Here is a 17,209-nt window from a genome sequence, read left to right as displayed (position 1 = left end):
GAGTACATATTGTTTAATTAATACCAACATATGCCAAATAGCTCAAAACATTTTTTTAGTTCCAAAACTTACTTGAATCCTACCACTTTTGCATTGATGCTACTCATTTTCTTGGCTTCGTGCGCAACGTACAAAGAACAGCAAAAGCAGAATCTTTCCACTACAGAATCATCCAAACAGATACGTTATACTTTTTTCATTGCCGGGGGATATGGTAACGAAGGCAAAACGGACAATAAAGACCTCCTTTCTACATTTAAAGAGCAACTTACTAACGCTCCCGAGAATAGCACGCTCATTTTCACAGGAGATAATATAGCTACCCTAGAAGAAAACCCATGGGTAAAGGACAGCATGCTTGTTGAGGAACAACTCAAGTTAGTGGAGAATTATAAGGGAAAAACCGTTTTTCTGCCTGGAAATAACGAATGGAAAAGCTATGACCTTGATAAAATGGAAAGGGTAGAGGATTTGTTGAAGGACAAAGGACTTGACGATATTCAGGTATTTCCAGAAAATGGCTGTCCCATTGAGCATAAGGTCATCAATGATGATTTGGATTTGATTTTAATCGATTCTAAATGGTTTATTTCCAATTGGTCACGTGTAGTGGATATCAATAAAAAATGTTCGGATATCGTGACACGGAGACGGTTCATGGAGGAGTTGGAAGGTTATATCAATGATGGTCAGGACAAAAATATCGTAATAGCCATGCATCACCCCGTGTTTAGTAACGGCATATATGCGGGAAAAGCTACACTGAAGGACCACATGATCCCACTTCCCATTCTTGGTACCTTAAAAAACACGGTTTTGGATTTAGGGGCTTTCAATCCTGAACACCTCAATTCCAGAAGATACAATTATTTGCGCATTGCCGTAAGCGCGTTGGCACAGGCAAATGATAGAATTACCTTGGTTTCCGGTCATGAGGAGAGTCTTCAGTTGCTGTCGGGCGGAGGTGTACATCAAATAGTGAGTGGTTCTTTAGGTTCCAAAAGTGCTACAAGATTGGGAAAGGGCAGAATTACGGCTATTGGCGGTGCTATGGAATATGAGGGTAGTTATGCACACGGGGAACGCGGTTTTGCTCGGTTGGATTTCTATACCGATGGAAGTTCTAAAGTAGCGTTCATCACTGAAAGCGAAGCTGAGGAAAAATCCTTCGATTTACTGCCCCGGTTGAGGCAAGAAGAAAAACAGTTTGTTTTTTCGAACACGAACGGTACAAAGACCAAAAGTGAAAAAATCCTGGATAACCGTGAGGATTACGATAAAAGTGGTTTCTATAAATTTTTATGGGGAGAACGTTATAGAAAATATTTTGGGCATCCCGTAGACGCTCCCGTTGTAAAATTGGATACGCTATATGGTGGTCTTAAAGTAGTGAAGGAAGGCGGGGGGCATCAATCCTTTTCATTGCGATTGGAAGATGAAAATGGCAAGCAATATGCCATGAGATCGCTACGAAAAAGTGCCTTGAAATTTCTCAAATTTAAGTTGCCAGGAATCGCATATACCGATGATGACTTTCAGGATACTTGGGCGGAAGAGGTAATTTCCGATTTTTTCACGACTGCACATCCGTACATGCAGTTGGTCATAGACCCGTTGGCAAAAGCTGTAGAAATCAACCATTCGGATACCGAACTTTTCTATGTGCCCAAACAAGAACTATTGGGACAATTCAATGACACGTATGGAGATGAATTATACTATATAGAGCGAAGGCCTTCCGAAGAGCAACTGAATTACAAAGGATACAGACGGACCATTACCGAGGATACGGGAAAAGTAACGGACTATGAGAGCACAACGGATATGCTCGAAAAAATTAAAAGCGATGAATCCTATCATATAGACCAAAAAAATTTCATTCGCGCAAGGATTTTTGACATGCTCATTGGTGATTGGGACCGGCATCAAGACCAATGGAGATGGATAGAATATGAAAGCGAAGATGGGGAAAAAGAGTTTATGCCCGTACCAAGGGATAGGGACAATGCTTTCCCTAGATTTAATGGCAATGCGATGAAATTGATCAAACTCTTTGTGCCTAACGCTAGAAGGTGGCAAACTTTTGACGAGGATATCGATAATGTTAAATGGCAGAACATTGGGGGTAATACATTGGATAGGACCTTATTGACCAAATACGGCACTGATGTCTGGGAAGAAGAAGCCATGGTCATTCAAAAAAATATCACGCCTAAAGTGGTGGAAAATGCTTTTAAAAGATTGCCCGAAGCCGTACAGGACGAAACCTCTGAGTATATTAAAAAAAGTCTTTTGCAAAGATTGGAACAATTACCGCAAAAAGCCAAGGAATACAGTGAATACCTAAATAAAATAGTGGCAATTACCGGAACCGAAAAAGATGATATTTTTGAGGTAACCAGAGCAGATGATGGTACTGTTTCCGTAGTGGTAAAACGACTTCTTTCCGATGAGAAAAATGAAAAAATATATGAGCGTACCTTCAATGACAAAGAAACAAAAGAGTTATGGTTATATGGTTTGGGAGATGATGATGTATTTGAGGTAAAAGGAGGTGCCAATTCAAAAATTAAGCTAAAAATCATCGGGGGTTACGGAAAGGATATTTACGATATAGCCCATAAAAAACGGATCAAGATTTTTGAATGGGAACATGAAAAATTAGAATTTAAGAAAGAGGAGCCTTCCATACAATTGAGTGATATTTATACGACCAATAGTTATCATTTTAGATACTTTAGGCCAAATACCAATATTTTAGTCCCTAAAATCGGGTTTCGATCGGATGATGGTTTTTTCTTGGGCGTAGGCAATACGTTCACCAAAAATGGACTTAACGGCAATAAGTTTAGGCAAAAACATAAACTACAGGCCAATTATTATTTCGGCTTTCAAGCTACGGAACTACAGTATTCCGGTATATGGGGAAACATTTTTCCCAAATGGAATTTTGAGCTGGACGGATACTATACCAGTGATCGGTATTCCAAAAACTTTTATGGTTTTGGTAATAACACCTTTAATAATGAGGACAATATTGGACGTGATTTCTACAGGGCGCGTCTTCGGCAACTTAAGGCCAGTGCCGGCATAGCATATTACAGTCTTAGATTTCGGGGTGTTTTTGAATCTTTTAGACTAAATGAAAACGAGCAACGCTTTTTCACCCCTACTAATTTTGCTCCTGAAATATTTGAGAATCAAAACTTTGGAGGGGCGGAACTTTCGGGGTATTACGATAATATGGATGCCAAGGATTTTCCTTCAAAATCAATTTACATCGGTCTTAAAGCAGGGTATAAATATAACTTGCAACTGGATGATAATAAATTTGGCTATGCTAGTTTAAAGTTAGGTTTTAACCATAAGATAGATGCTGCCGGAAACTTAGTATTCGGTACCACGGCAGAATACAAGTCACTTTTTAATGAACAGAATGTATTCTTTTATCACACACCCTCTATAGGAGGTGACAATGGGCTCAGAGGTTTTAGGGACGAACGTTTTACCGGAAAATCTTATTTTTATCAGAGTTCCGATCTTAAATTTAAACTAAAGCGATATATAACTGCCGTTTCGCCGGTTACGATTGGTATTTATGGCGGTTTTGATTATGGTCGTGTTTGGCAACCCAACGAAGAATCCAATACATGGCATACTTCACAGGGGATCGGTTTTTGGATCAGTAGTTTAAAAGCACTCAAATTTAATATCGGATATTTTAATTCCAAAGAAAATAACCTGTTACAAGTCGGTTTTGGATTCCCATTTTAAATTATAGTACCAACCATAAAACAAAAAATATGTCATCTATCATAAAAAAATCAGAAGCATTCGTCACCGAAAAATTGATATCGAAAACAAATGACAGTTATTTGTACCATAATCTAAGGCATACGCAACGTGTTGTAAAAAGCACTGAAGAAATTCTGGAAGAGGAAAAGGTAAGTGAAGCCCAAAAAGAGGAATTGTTGGTAGCGGCATGGTTCCATGACTTAGGATATACCGTTTCTGTGGAAGAGCATGAAAAGCATAGCGCCAAAATGGCCAAGGAGTTTTTGGAAAAGGAAAATTGCAAAGCTGATTTTATAGCCAATGTGAGTAAACTGATTATGGCAACCCGAAGAAATTATGAACCTGAAAACCATCAGGAAAAAATTATCAGGGATGCCGATTCCTCCCATTTTGCCAAAAAAAGTTTCATACAGACGTCGGAACTACTTAGAGAGGAATTATCGCTTTTAGGAATAGCAAAATATAATATTGAGGAATGGCGAGAGGAAAATATAAACCTTCTACGTATAAAACATCGATTTTATACGGATTATGCCAAAGAAAAATGGCTGCCCGAAAAAGACAAGAATATAAAAAGACTGGTCAAGGCGAAGAAAAAAAGTAAAAAGCTGATAAAGAAAGAATCGCTTAAAGCAAAATTCAAGGGAGAATTACCCGATCGCGGTATACAGACATTATATAGGGTTACGCTGAGAAATCATTTGAAACTTAGTGATATTGCAGATACCAAAGCCAATATTTTACTCTCGGTAAATGCTATTATTATTTCGCTGGCATTGGCCAATTTGATTCCTAAACTGGATAATCCTTCGAATGATTATCTGTTCTATCCCACTTTTATCTTTATCATTTTTAGTATTATTTCCATGGTCATGTCCATTTTGGCCACCAAACCCAACGTAACCAGTGGAGAATTCACGGAGGAAGACGTAAAATCAAAAAAAGTGAACCTTCTGTTTTTTGGTAATTTTCATAAAATGGAACTTTCACAATACGATTGGGCCATGAAGGAGCTCATTAAGAACAAGGATTATATCTATAGCTCCCTTACCAAAGATTTATACTTTCTAGGTATTGTTCTGGAACGTAAATACCGATTGTTGCGTTGGACGTATACCGTGTTTATGATCGGGATGATTCTATCCGTAATCGTATTCGGGATCGCTTTAAAATTTTATGGTCCAGATCGGGTTTTGGACCTTCCGGAATTACCACAATAAATTAAAAACTATACATTATGAAAAATACATTGAGACATTTAATAATCGTTTTTGCCCTTGTTATCGTCAGTTGTAATTCAAAAACGGAAGGGCAAGTGCCAGAGGCCGTAAAAAAAACATTTCAATCCAAATACCCTGGGGAAACAGATCCTGATTGGAGGAAGGATAAGAACGGTAACTACGAATCCCACTTTAAAAAAGATGGGGAACATTACAGGGCGGACTTTAGTCCAAATGGGGATTGGATAGAAACGGAATGCAACATCAAGAAAAAAGAACTGCCAAAAGCGGTTAAAGCAGCGTTGAAAGCTTCACATGGGGACGTAGAGATTGTAGAGATTGAAAAAGTGGACCATGTTACCAAAGGAGTTTTTTATGATGTAGAAATTAAGATTGATGGTGAAAAACAGGATATAGAATTTACCAAAGAAGGCAAAAGAATCAACTGAAAAATATCAAATCAATGAAGAAGATTCCAATTTTTATGACCGTATTATTAAGTGCGGCATTGTTCTTGGGGAACTGCAGGGAACAAAAAGAAGAGAAAGACAAAGGTACTTTGGAAAGAGCAGCCGGGGAGGCCGAGGATGGCGTTAAAAGAGCAGGTGAAGAAGTAAAAGAGGCATATAAAGATGTGAAAGAAGAGGTAGATGGCGAAACGGATGATAATTAATGACACTATCCCATAATGCTCTTAAATCGTGGAAACCCAAGAAATTTACATGACCACTTTAGCCTGAATTTCCTTCTCCCTTAATTGTTCTATTCCCTCTTCGGTAACATTGGTTTGCCAAGTGTAAACTCTTTTTAAGCTTTCAATATTTTGTATGTATTCTAAGGAAGCATTAGTGATGTTCGTGCCATAGAGGTTCAATGCTTCAAGATGTTTTAAACCTGTTAAATGTTGCATTCCGGCATCGCCAATAGCGGTTTTCTCCAGTTGTAAACGGGTAAGGTTGGAAAAACCTGAAATTAAATTCAATCCCTCGTTCGTAATGTCGCTTTCGGCAAAAGATAACCAGGTCACATGTTGCGAAACATTCTGCAATAATTGGAGTTTATTTTCATCCAGGCCCTTAGAGTTATATTCAATATCCAATAACGGGTTGTCCGGGCCCAATGTTTTCACGGTAAAACCTGCATTTGTCAAGTCATCAAGGATTTTAACATCTACCGGGTCAATATTTACCATTTCATAATGGGGTTTTGGATCGGTGTCCAACTGATACTTTCTGAGTAGTGTAGGCTTAATATTTTCGGTGACTTCAATATTTTTTATCGTTGCATCGGATGCCGCCCCGGTACCGATCCACCATTCAACGATTTTAATTTCATCATAGGTCAAAGGGTCGCCCACCGGTGGCATAAATTTGATATTTTTTTGTGGCAATGTGATTCTTCTAAACAATTCACTTTCTCCTACATTACCTGCTAAATAGGCCGGACCGCCATCACCGCCTACCAACATAGAATCGATTGAAGCCATATTCAGCCCTCCTCTCTGTACGTTGTTGTCATGACATGCAAAACATTTTTGTTTGAAAATGGGCATGACCAAATCATTGTAAACAAAGACCGAGTCGGCTTTAGAGAGATCGGTTTCCTCAGTATTTTCGCTCAACATCATGTTGCGAATGCCTTCCGGGGCAAATTCAAATAAATATTCTTCCCCATGGGTAAGGTTTCCGCCTAAATGTCCCTCAAATGAAATTAAGGCAATGATGATGATATTTGCTGTTTGATGGACGACATTTGAATATTTTTCCGGACTTTTCTTCAACCACCAACCTAAAAACGATAGTATGACGATTGCGATACCTATCCATCTATGAAGAAATAAATCGTCTTCAAAATAGAGTCCGGTCTCGCCCAAATACCATCCGCAGAACGCAGCAAAGGCACCGCCAATACCGGCCAATAACCACGCGTAACTAATTAGACTACTGAGCTTATCTTTTTTTTTGAGGCGTTGGTACCATTCCATTAAGACTGCTAAAATGATAAACCCGATGGGGAGGTGTACAAATAGAGGGTGAAAACGTCCTATAAAATTCGAAAAATCAAAAGCCAAAAAATGTATCATACTACAGATAAATAAACGAAAAAAATGTTCTTTCAGATTAGAGCGAACATACTTCTTGTTCGAAGTTCTAAATTAATGTATAATATTAGGTATGAAAAATGGATCAAGGCTAATTTGGTGCTAGAAAGGACTACAAATGTTCAATCTTGGATTTATATGGCACTATTTATCAGTAGTAGTTTTTTAAAATGTAAATTAAATTTTACCTTCGCCTGTTCTAGGGGATATTAGCTCAGTTGGTTTAGAGCGCTGCCTTGACAGGGCAGAGGTCACCGGTTCGAATCCAGTATATCCCACAAAATCATCATAATAGGTCCAATACGCGTTCCAAGGCCATTCCTCTTGAGCCTTTAATGAGTATGGAGGCATCCTTTTTCAATTTATACTCTTTTAAATACGCTTTGAGTTCTTTGAACTGCCCAAACTTGATAAAATCCGTATTGGTTCCGTGAAAATTCTCACCTATCAATATGACTTCTTCAAAACCGAGATTTGAGCAAGTATCCGCTATTTTTTGATGTTCTTTTGCCGTGGTATCGCCTAGCTCAAACATGTCTCCTAAAAACAAAATTTTATGTTTTGCCTCCATCGCCTCAAAACTTTCCAAAGCGGCATTCATGCTTGTTGGATTGGCATTATAAGCATCTAAAATGACATGATATCCTTTACGTTTGATTATTTGGGAACGGTTATTTTCCGGAACATATGAAGTTATAGCTTCCTTGATTTCGTTCAACGGGACATTAAAGTACTTTCCCATTAAAATGGCGGCGCTGCAATTGGTGAAATTATAGGCCCCGATCAACTGAGAGTTGATTACAATATCTTCTACTTTTACATTTACGTAAGGGTTCGCAGAAATCATTTCAATCTTATAAAATTGGGAGTCGTTCTGGCTATAGCCATATTTTTTTATATAGTGGCCTGTTTTTTGCTTTTGGATAGGGTCATCGGCATTTAGAAAAACTATTTTCCCATGCTTTAGTAGGTATTCGTAAAGTTCACTTTTGCCTTTTATGACTCCTTCTACACCGCCAAAACCTTCAAGATGTGCTTTTCCAAAATTGGTAATGTAACCAAAATCAGGTTCTGCAAGGCTGCTTAAAAATGCTATTTCTTTTTGATGGTTCGCACCCATTTCCACGATAGCGATTTCTGTATCCTTTTTAATGGTGAGCAGCGTAAGCGGTACGCCAATATGATTGTTGAGGTTTCCTTTGGTGGCAATGGTCTTATATTTTTTGGACAGTACGGCGTTTATTAGTTCTTTCGTTGTGGTCTTGCCATTGCTTCCGGTGAGACTTATGATTTTTGCGGAGCAAAAGTGTCTATGAAAATTGGCCAATTTTTGAAGCGTTGTTAGAACATCTTCTACTAGAATGCAGTTTTCGGAGGTAGTGTGCTTCTGTTCATCCACCACGGCAAAACTCGCTCCCTTTTGTAAGGCTTGTATGGCATATTCGTTTCCATTGAAGTTGTCCCCCATTAAAGCAAAAAATAAGTCGCCTTTTCTTATTTTACGGGTGTCTGTACAAATGTTGGGATGCTGTAAAAAAATCTTGTGAAGTGCTTCAATTTCCATGAAATCGAAGATAAAAAAAAGCCCTTTAAAAAAGGGCTTTTGAACTTATTGTTGTTGGAAAATTATTTTGCTTTCTTTCCTCTAACCGTTTTGTTTTTATTTTTCGATTTTGAACCAACTCTTGACATGGCACATCTAAAACCAATGTAGTCCGTAGCCATATACTGTGGTAAATATCTTCTTTGGGCAGGGTCTAACCAATAAGCCCTATCTCTCCAAGAACCACCCTTGTAAACTCTTACTTCATCATTGATAAGCGTAGTTCTAGTATTGGATTTATCGTATTGTCTAACCAAATTTCCAGCTGAATCGCGTTCTACTTGATGTTTAGGTGAGTTGTACATTTTTCGTTGATTGGCACCATCATCATCACTGAACCTATCAAAAAATCTAGAAGAACCTGGGTCACCGTCCCTATAACCTCTGTTATCACTCGAAGAGAAATTGGTTCTTAAATAAGTTTCTTCTTCATCAACCGGAACCATTTCAATTTCGCCCGGTAAGTTAATGGCTACTATTTTACCATTTGGAAGTGTATCATACTTTATTTCATCCTTAAGAATGTTGACTTTTCCATCTTCTCCAATAGCTGTTTTGGTATAAATATTGCCACGGTAATAGTTGAAATCACTTACTTCATCATCAACTATAGGTCTATATACATCGGATACCCACTCGGCAACGTTACCGGCCATGTCATATAATCCCAAATCGTTTGGCTTGTAGGACATAACTTCTGCGGTAATATCCGCGCCATCGTCGGACCACCCTGCAATACCGCCATAGTCACCTTTTCCTTGCTTGAAATTGGCCAATTGGTCGCCTCTACCAACGCGTTGTCCGTTTCTGGTGTACTCGCCTTCCCATGGATATTTCTTTCTGCCACGGTAGTTGTTGTATTCCCTAGATCCTACCTGAGCTTGTGCCGCGTATTCCCACTCCGTTTCGGTCGGCAATCTATATTCCGGCATAATAATACCCGTGCTTCGTTTAGCAAAAACGGATACACTGTCCTTTTTCTTTTTTCCTTGGAGGGAATCTATTTGTCCGTTGTAAACAGATTCTGGTCTGTTCAAATAAGCTTCCGTGCTAAACGTTCCCTGTACTTCTCCCGTTAATGCTTGATATTTTGCATCTTCCGAAAGATAGCCTTCACGTTCCAACATGACTTCGTTAACACGGTCCGTTCTCCATTCTGCAAACTGAGTAGCTTGTATCCAATTGACACCTACCACGGGATACTCCGCGTAAGCCGGATGCCTTAAATAGTTGTTGGTCATGGTTTCATTAAAACCTAATCTATTTCTCCATACCAAAGTATCGGGAAGCGCTCCCTTGTACACATTGGCGTACTTTGGATTTTCAGGTGGATAAACACTTTTTAAATAATCCAAATATTCCAAATACATTTTATTGGTGACCTCGGTCTCATCCATATAAAATGATTGTACGTGTTGCGATGTTGGGGTATTGTTCCAATCATGCATTACATCATCCTGCACTTTTCCTTTAGTAAAAGTTCCACCTTCGACAAAAACCAATCCTGGAGCAGTTTCCTGTTCCTTGAAATCAGTATTGAATTGAAAGCCTTTACCATCTTTATCATTAATGTTCCAGCCTGTAGCTCTTGATACATTTTTAGAGGAGGAACCAGATTTTGAACAACTGGTTACCGAAAAACCTCCTGCTATAACAGTACATGAGAGTAAAACTTTAATAAACTGTTTTTTCATAATTAGGACTTGAGATCTACTTTTTGACTATTATATCGAGTCAAAGATTTGAGATTTATATTAATTTTTAAATCACTTTCGCTGATTAGAACGATGTTTTTGTCATATTATTTCACATTGCAAAATAATTTTAACAATTGACTCCTCAGGTAATCGCCAAATTATATGACTAATAATTATAACGGCTAAAATGCTATTATAGTATTGTGGTGCCAGTATCTTTAAATACAGGTTAATGAGATTGAAGAATAGCACCGTTAACGCTTATATAAACATTACCCATCAGCTAGTTGTGCAATCAAATAATCTGTTCCTAACACAAGATTATATTAAAAAGGGCGTTTACACTAAAATAACGGATAGACCCAAATTTTTGAGAAAAAGCTATTTAGCTGTCTATTAACATTTTACCTAAATGAAAAAAACCATATTATTTTTATTGTTAGTATTTGTTATTAAGGCATCGGCACAAGATGAGCAACGTGTCATTACTACGGCCGTTCCTTTTTTAACGATTGCCGCAGATGCAAGAGCCGCTGGTATGGGAGATATGGGTGTTGCCACATCAACCGATGCTTTTTCGCAACAGTGGAATCCTGCCAAATTTGCCTTTGCCGAACGAAAAATGGGAATAGGAGTAAGTTATACGCCTTATTTGGAAAGTATTATTACCGATATAGCCTTGCTTAATGCCGGATATTACAATAAAATAAACGAGCAAAGTGCATTCGCACTCAGTTTGCGATATTTTACCTTGGGGGAAATTATATTAAGGCAGACCATAAACGAGGATGGAAGACGTGTAAAGCCAAATGAGTTTGCGTTGGATGGGTCTTATTCCTTAAAACTAAGCCCTACCTTTTCAATGGCCGTTGCAGGAAGGTTTATTAGTTCAAATCTAAGATTTCAGGATGGTGCCCAAGATTCACAGGCAGCAAACTCTTTTGCTGTAGATATAGCTGGGTTCTATAGATCTAGGGAAATTGCTTACAATAATTTTGATGGTAGATGGAGAGCCGGGTTCAACCTTTCCAACATAGGAGGGAAGATAACTTATGATGAAGGAGGACAAGAAAACTTTCTACCCAGTAATTTAAGATTGGGTCTTGGTTTTGATTTTATCCTGGATCAGGATAACGTGATCGGTATTACTTCAGAGGTCAGTAAACTATTGGTACCAACACCACAAGATTTTAACGATGATGGTCAGATTGACTCTGCGGATAATGATATTTATCAAAATATAAGTGGCTTTAGTGGTATTATAGATTCCTTTGGTGATGCGCCAGATGGTTTTAGCGAAGAATTGAAGGAATTCACTTGGGCCTTGGGAGCGGAGTACGTTTATCAAGATTCCTTTATGTTTCGTACAGGATACTTTAACGAAAGCGAAGAAAAAGGTTCAAGAAAATTCTTCACGCTCGGTGCCGGATTTAAATTTAAGGCGGCCCAAATAGATTTATCCTATTTGTTCTCTACTTCGCAAGTAAGGAACCCATTGGAAAATACACTGCGCTTTTCGTTGACCTTTAGCTTAGGGGAAGAGTATATCAACGACTAATAGAAAAATTAAAAAATTAAAGATATAAACCTGCTTCACGGCAGGTTTTTTGTTTTTGGGAAGAAATCTTTAATATTATTTTAAAGCCTATATTTAGTTTAAATAACCTAAGGAATGTCGGAAAAAAAGAAAATCGATTTTGAAATAATCGTTTATGATTCCATTGAGGAATTGTCAAACTCGGAACGACAATTAATACAAAATGCTATACAAGCTCGAAAAAAAGCTTATGCACCCTATTCAAACTTTAATGTTGGAGCAGCCATACTTCTTGAAAATGGAGAGGTCGTAATTGGGAGTAATCAAGAGAATGCTTCTTATCCATCTGGGCTGTGTGCGGAAAGGGTCGCTATTTTTCAAGCTGGAGCAAGGTTTCCGGGAATTACCATAAAAACCATAGCTATAACGGCGGCTTCCAATAACTATATTGTAGAAAATCCAGCCGCTCCCTGCGGTAATTGCAGACAAGCTATATTGGAGTACGAATTAAAACAAAAGGAACCTATTAAGCTCTTATTAATGGGCGAGGTGGGTAAGATTATTCAGTGCAACGCCATTTCGGATATTTTACCGTTAGGATTTAGCAATACTTTTTTGAAATAAACATGATATTAATCGAATAAAAAACACGTCTTTTTCCTTTTTTGTGAAGGGTTTATTTTATTGCCTCATTTCATTCTTCTTTTTTTTATCCATTCATTTATATGTGTATTTTTGTCTTTCTGCAAGATTCAATTTGTAGAAACCTTATTTCGATTATAAAACATATTTGATCAATGGAAAAAATCACCAAGGAAACCTATTTAAAATGGTATGAGGATATGCTATTTTGGAGAAAGTTTGAGGATAAGCTAGCGGCAGTATACATTCAGCAAAAAGTAAGAGGTTTTCTTCATTTATATAATGGACAGGAGGCGGTTTTAGCTGGGGCACTTCATGCGATGGACTTGACCAAGGACCGTATGATTACGGCATACAGAAACCATGTACAGCCTATAGGTATGGGCGTTGACCCTAAAAAAGTAATGGCAGAATTGTATGGTAAGGTTACCGGAACTTCCAAGGGTATGGGCGGTTCCATGCATATTTTTTCAAAAGAATATAGATTTCATGGCGGACACGGTATTGTAGGAGGTCAGATTCCTCTTGGTGCCGGAATGGCTTTTGGCGATAAATATAATGGGAACGATACCGTTACATTGTGTTATATGGGTGATGGTGCCGTTAGACAGGGTTCTTTGCATGAAACATTCAACTTGGCCATGTTATGGCAGCTTCCGGTAGTATTTGTCTGTGAGAACAACGGGTATGCTATGGGAACGTCCGTGGAACGGACTTCCTACTCCACGGAAATATGGAAATTAGGTCTAGGATATGAAATGCCATGCGGTCCTGTGGATGGAATGAATCCGGTTACCGTAGCACAGGAAATGAGCAAGGCCATTGAGCGCGCCCGGAGTGGAGGCGGACCAACATTCCTTGAAATGAAAACATACCGATATAGAGGTCATTCCATGTCAGATGCACAACATTATAGAACTAAGGAAGAGGTTGAGGAATACAAGAAAATAGATCCTATTACTCAGGTTTTAGATGTTATCAAGGAAAAGAAATACGCATCGGAAGATGAGATAAAAGAGATTGATAAGCGGGTAAAAGACCTTGTCAAGGAGTGTGAAAAATTTGCCGAGGAATCCGATTATCCGCCAGTGAACCAATTATACGATATGGTTTACGAACAAGAAGATTTTCCATTTGTTCAACATAAATTGTAAGTAGATGGCTGAAGTAATAAATATGCCCCGATTAAGTGATACCATGGAAGAAGGCACTGTTGCCACATGGTTGAAAAAAGTGGGCGATAAGATTGAAGAGGGAGATATTTTGGCGGAAATAGAAACCGATAAGGCTACGATGGAATTTGAATCCTTCAATGAAGGAACACTATTACATATCGGCATTGCCGAAGGCGATACTGCCCCCGTGGATACCTTATTGGCCATCATTGGAGAGGAAGGAGAGGATATTTCCGGTTTGTTGAATGGAAATGGGGAAACTCCAAAAGAAGAAAAGAAGGAAGAGGCAAAAAGTACCGATACTTCATCTGCTGAAACAGGAACTGAAACAACGACTGCTGCAATTCCTGAAGGAGTAGAGGTTGTGAAAATGCCCCGCTTGAGCGACACAATGGAAGAGGGAACCGTTGCCACTTGGTTAAAACAGGTTGGGGATGATGTTGAAGAAGGTGATATTTTGGCAGAAATAGAGACCGATAAGGCTACGATGGAGTTTGAATCGTTTTATTCTGGGAAGCTTTTATACATCGGTATTCAAGAAGGAGAGTCCTCTCCCGTTGATGCAGTTCTTGCTGTCATTGGCCCTGAAGGAACAGATGTAGATGCAGTTCTAAATGCTAAGCCTAACGTAGGCGAAAATCCGGAAGCCAAAAAGGAAGAAGTAAAAAAAGAAGAGAAAGAAACGGCTTCTTCGGAAGAAAGTAAAGCTCAGGTGAATGATGGTCAACGTATTTTTGCTTCGCCATTGGCGAAAAAGATTGCTGCGGATAAAGGTATTGACCTGGCCAATGTTTCCGGTTCGGGAGATAACGGTAGAATTATAAAAAAAGATATTGAAAACTATCAGCCATCAAAAGCTGCACAACCATCCGATACTAAGTCGGTATCTCAAACTGCTTCGGCCGTTGCACCAATGGTACTGCCTACAGGTGAGGAAGGTTCTGAAGAAGTTAAGAATTCTAATATGCGCAAGGCTATCGCAAAGGCATTGGGCAATTCTAAATTTTCGGCTCCTCATTTTTATTTGACCATTGAGGTAGATATGGATAACGCCAAGGCCTCTAGGGTACAGATCAATAGTTTGCCGGATACCAAAGTTTCCTTTAACGATATGGTGCTAAAAGCATGTGCTATGGCATTGCGAAAGCATCCTCAGGTTAATACAACTTGGAACGGGGATACGACCAGATATAACAAGCACATCCATATGGGGGTTGCGGTAGCGGTAGATGAAGGTCTTGTGGTTCCTGTGGTAAAATTTGCAGACCAATTAGGGCTAACGCAAATAGGGGGAGCGGTTAAGGACCTTGCCGGCAAAGCAAGGAATAAAAAGATATCCCCTGCCGAAATGGAGGGTAGCACATTTACAGTTTCCAATTTGGGGATGTTCGGTATCTTGGAGTTTACTTCAATCATAAATCAACCTAATTCAGCAATTCTCTCTGTTGGTGCCATTGTAGAAAAACCAGTGGTCAAAAACGGAGAAATAGTTGTTGGGAGTACCATGAAGCTCACGTTGGCATGTGATCATAGAACAGTTGATGGTGCCGTTGGAGCTCAATTCTTGCAGACGCTGCGTCATTTTATAGAGAATCCGGTAACAATGCTTGCCTAAATGGCAATATTTTAAATTACGATACAAAAGCAACCTTGAACGGGTTGCTTTTTTTATCTTTAAAAACAAAGAACTAAAGTGATATGAAAAAAATATTCCTTTTACTTACCGCTAGCTGTCTATTTTCATGTGGGACTGCGAAAGTAGATCAAGAAACGACTCTAAATCCGGATAATTCTGCCATCAGTGTAAAAGGGGCTATGGTAGAAGATGCCGAAATGAAGCGTAATAATGCCACCTTGAATAATATGGCAGCTAAAAAAGACACCAAGTTTTCCAATGCCGAAGGTATAAGAATATTAATGGAGTTTTTAGCTTCGGATAATCTTAAGGGTAGGGATTCAGGTAGTGAAGGCATTGAAAAAGCAGCTGATTTTGCAGAAAATATTTTTAAAGAAAATGGCATCAAACCCTATTTTGAAAGTTATAAAGATACCTTATCCAATTTTGATAAAACCGCCTATAATATTGTTGGGATCTTAGAAGGCACGGACGCTGATTTAAGTAGCGAGTATATCCTCATCGGGGCGCATTATGACCATATTGGGGAAATAAGCCCTGAAAATGGAGATGCCATTGCGAATGGTGCGAATGATAATGCGACCGGAACATCAACAGTTTTGGAGCTGGCGCGCTATTTTGGGAATTTAAGATCAAATAAGAGGAGTATCATTTTTGCCTTGTTCAGTGCCGAGGAAAAAGGCCTTTTAGGTTCTGAACATTTGGCGAAAAAACTAAAAGATCAAGGTCTGAATTTATATACTATGCTGAATTTTGAAATGACCGGGGTTCCAATGGTCGGGAAAGATCATTTGGTTTACCTCACGGGATATGAGCTATCAAATCTAGCTGAGGTCAGCAATACCTACGCTGATGAAAAAGTAGTTGGATTTTTACCAAAGGCAAAGGAGTTCAATTTGTTCAAACGGTCCGATAATTATCCTTTTCATACAGCGTTTAACGTACCTTCACAAACTTTTAGCACCTTTGACTTCACCAATTTTGAGCATTATCACAAGGTCGGTGATGAAAATGAATTAATGGATTTTCAGCATATGGCCAACGTTGTAAATAAAATGATTCCAGTTGTTGAGGGTATTGCGAATGCTCCAACTCAGGAGATAAAATATAAGTAATGGCTAACATTATTGTAACAGGCTCTAGCAGAGGTATAGGTTTTGAGTTGGCAAAATTGTTCGCGGATGATGGACATCAAGTTTTGGCATTGTCCAGAAACGAAAAACCGATAGCGGACTTGGGCCATGGGAACATTCATTATTTTCCTTTTGATTTATCAAAAAAAGAGGATTTAGAAAGGTTGGAAACCTTTCTAAATGAGAAATGGAGTCAAGTTGATGTGCTCATCAACAATGCGGGCCGGTTATTGAACAAACCTTTTTTAGAAACGTCGTCCGAGGAATTTAAGGAGGTGTACGATGTAAATGTCTTCGGAGTAGCCGAGGTAACACGTTTGGTACTGCCCAAAATGAAGAAAGACGGGCACGTGGTCACCATTAGTTCCATGGGCGGGGTACAAGGAAGTATGAAGTTTCCGGGACTCTCGGCATACAGTTCCAGTAAGGGGGCCGTAATCACCATGACCGAACTTTGGGCGGAAGAATTTAAGGAAACAGGACCGTCGTTTAACGTTTTGGCTCTGGGAGCGGTACAGACCGAAATGCTGGAAGAGGCTTTTCCCGGTTATCAGGCACCGACCACGGCTTTAGAAATGGCCACCTATATCAAAGAATTTTCCTTGACAGGACATAAAATATACAACGGAAAACTGTTGCAAGTTAGCAATAGCACCCCATGAAAACGTTA

13 protein-coding genes and 1 tRNA gene are annotated in these 17,209 nt (G+C 39.0%); 11 read left to right on the top strand and 3 right to left on the bottom strand.

Translation table 11 applies throughout. The features are described 5' to 3' along the window. Positions 1 to 30: 30 nt before the first annotated feature. The 4 genes from ACKWBX_RS18195 to ACKWBX_RS18180 are packed head-to-tail and all read left to right on the top strand — an operon-like array spanning position 31 to position 5,688. On the top strand, positions 31 to 3,774 hold the full coding sequence (locus ACKWBX_RS18195) for a ShlB/FhaC/HecB family hemolysin secretion/activation protein (RefSeq protein WP_413970147.1): 3,744 nt from the start codon (positions 31 to 33) through the stop codon (positions 3,772 to 3,774). A gap of 29 nt (positions 3,775 to 3,803) precedes the next feature. Next, on the top strand, positions 3,804 to 5,015 hold the full coding sequence (locus ACKWBX_RS18190; RefSeq protein ID WP_413970146.1) for a Pycsar system effector family protein: 1,212 nt from the start codon (positions 3,804 to 3,806) through the stop codon (positions 5,013 to 5,015). Positions 5,016 to 5,032: 17 nt separating this feature from the next. After that, entirely contained in the window at positions 5,033 to 5,464 is a 432-nt protein-coding gene (locus ACKWBX_RS18185) for a PepSY-like domain-containing protein (protein ID WP_413970145.1), read from the top strand. Between the two features lie 14 nt (positions 5,465 to 5,478). Further along, the gene (locus ACKWBX_RS18180; protein WP_413970144.1) at positions 5,479 to 5,688 is read left to right on the top strand and encodes a hypothetical protein; all 210 of its coding nucleotides are present in this window, start codon (positions 5,479 to 5,481) and stop codon (positions 5,686 to 5,688) included. Between the two features lie 45 nt (positions 5,689 to 5,733). Here the strand turns inward: ACKWBX_RS18180 and ACKWBX_RS18175 are convergent, their stop codons facing one another. Continuing rightward, complete coding sequence (locus ACKWBX_RS18175) at positions 5,734 to 7,098, bottom strand: c-type cytochrome domain-containing protein (RefSeq protein ID WP_413970143.1); 1,365 nt, start codon at positions 7,096 to 7,098, stop codon at positions 5,734 to 5,736. A gap of 221 nt (positions 7,099 to 7,319) precedes the next feature. Between ACKWBX_RS18175 and ACKWBX_RS18170 the strand changes: the two genes are divergently transcribed. Next, a tRNA-Val gene (locus tag ACKWBX_RS18170) sits at positions 7,320 to 7,394 on the top strand. An 8-nt stretch (positions 7,395 to 7,402) separates the two neighbouring features. On the opposite strand, the gene ACKWBX_RS18165 is transcribed toward ACKWBX_RS18170, so the two are convergent. After that, complete coding sequence (locus ACKWBX_RS18165) at positions 7,403 to 8,680, bottom strand: UDP-N-acetylmuramoyl-tripeptide--D-alanyl-D-alanine ligase (protein WP_413970142.1); 1,278 nt, start codon at positions 8,678 to 8,680, stop codon at positions 7,403 to 7,405. Between the two features lie 62 nt (positions 8,681 to 8,742). After that, a complete protein-coding gene (gldJ, locus tag ACKWBX_RS18160; protein ID WP_413970141.1) occupies positions 8,743 to 10,413 on the bottom strand; it encodes a gliding motility lipoprotein GldJ in 1,671 nt (556 codons plus the stop codon). A 415-nt stretch (positions 10,414 to 10,828) separates the two neighbouring features. Between gldJ and porV the strand changes: the two genes are divergently transcribed. From porV to ACKWBX_RS18130, 6 genes are all read left to right on the top strand, one after another. Then, positions 10,829 to 11,974 carry a type IX secretion system outer membrane channel protein PorV gene (porV, locus tag ACKWBX_RS18155; protein WP_413970140.1) on the top strand — a complete coding sequence of 382 codons (1,146 nt, stop codon included), beginning with the start codon at positions 10,829 to 10,831 and terminating at the stop codon, positions 11,972 to 11,974. Between the two features lie 114 nt (positions 11,975 to 12,088). Further along, positions 12,089 to 12,577 carry a cytidine deaminase gene (gene cdd, locus ACKWBX_RS18150; protein WP_413970139.1) on the top strand — a complete coding sequence of 163 codons (489 nt, stop codon included), beginning with the start codon at positions 12,089 to 12,091 and terminating at the stop codon, positions 12,575 to 12,577. 173 nt (positions 12,578 to 12,750) lie between these two features. Continuing rightward, a complete protein-coding gene (pdhA, locus tag ACKWBX_RS18145; protein ID WP_413970138.1) occupies positions 12,751 to 13,749 on the top strand; it encodes a pyruvate dehydrogenase (acetyl-transferring) E1 component subunit alpha in 999 nt (332 codons plus the stop codon). 4 nt (positions 13,750 to 13,753) lie between these two features. Further along, positions 13,754 to 15,385, top strand: coding sequence for a 2-oxo acid dehydrogenase subunit E2 (locus ACKWBX_RS18140; protein WP_413970137.1), 1,632 nt, complete (start codon positions 13,754 to 13,756; stop codon positions 15,383 to 15,385). An 83-nt stretch (positions 15,386 to 15,468) separates the two neighbouring features. Next, the gene (locus tag ACKWBX_RS18135; protein WP_413970136.1) at positions 15,469 to 16,521 is read left to right on the top strand and encodes a M28 family metallopeptidase; all 1,053 of its coding nucleotides are present in this window, start codon (positions 15,469 to 15,471) and stop codon (positions 16,519 to 16,521) included. Next, a complete protein-coding gene (locus ACKWBX_RS18130; protein WP_413970135.1) occupies positions 16,521 to 17,201 on the top strand; it encodes an SDR family NAD(P)-dependent oxidoreductase in 681 nt (226 codons plus the stop codon). The genes ACKWBX_RS18135 and ACKWBX_RS18130 overlap by 1 nt, the downstream gene beginning before the upstream one ends. Positions 17,202 to 17,209: the final 8 nt, after the last annotated feature.

The organism is Maribacter algae, assembly GCF_047345745.1.
In the GTDB taxonomy this organism is placed as follows: domain Bacteria; phylum Bacteroidota; class Bacteroidia; order Flavobacteriales; family Flavobacteriaceae; genus Maribacter.
This window is presented reverse-complemented; position numbering and strand designations above follow the sequence as displayed.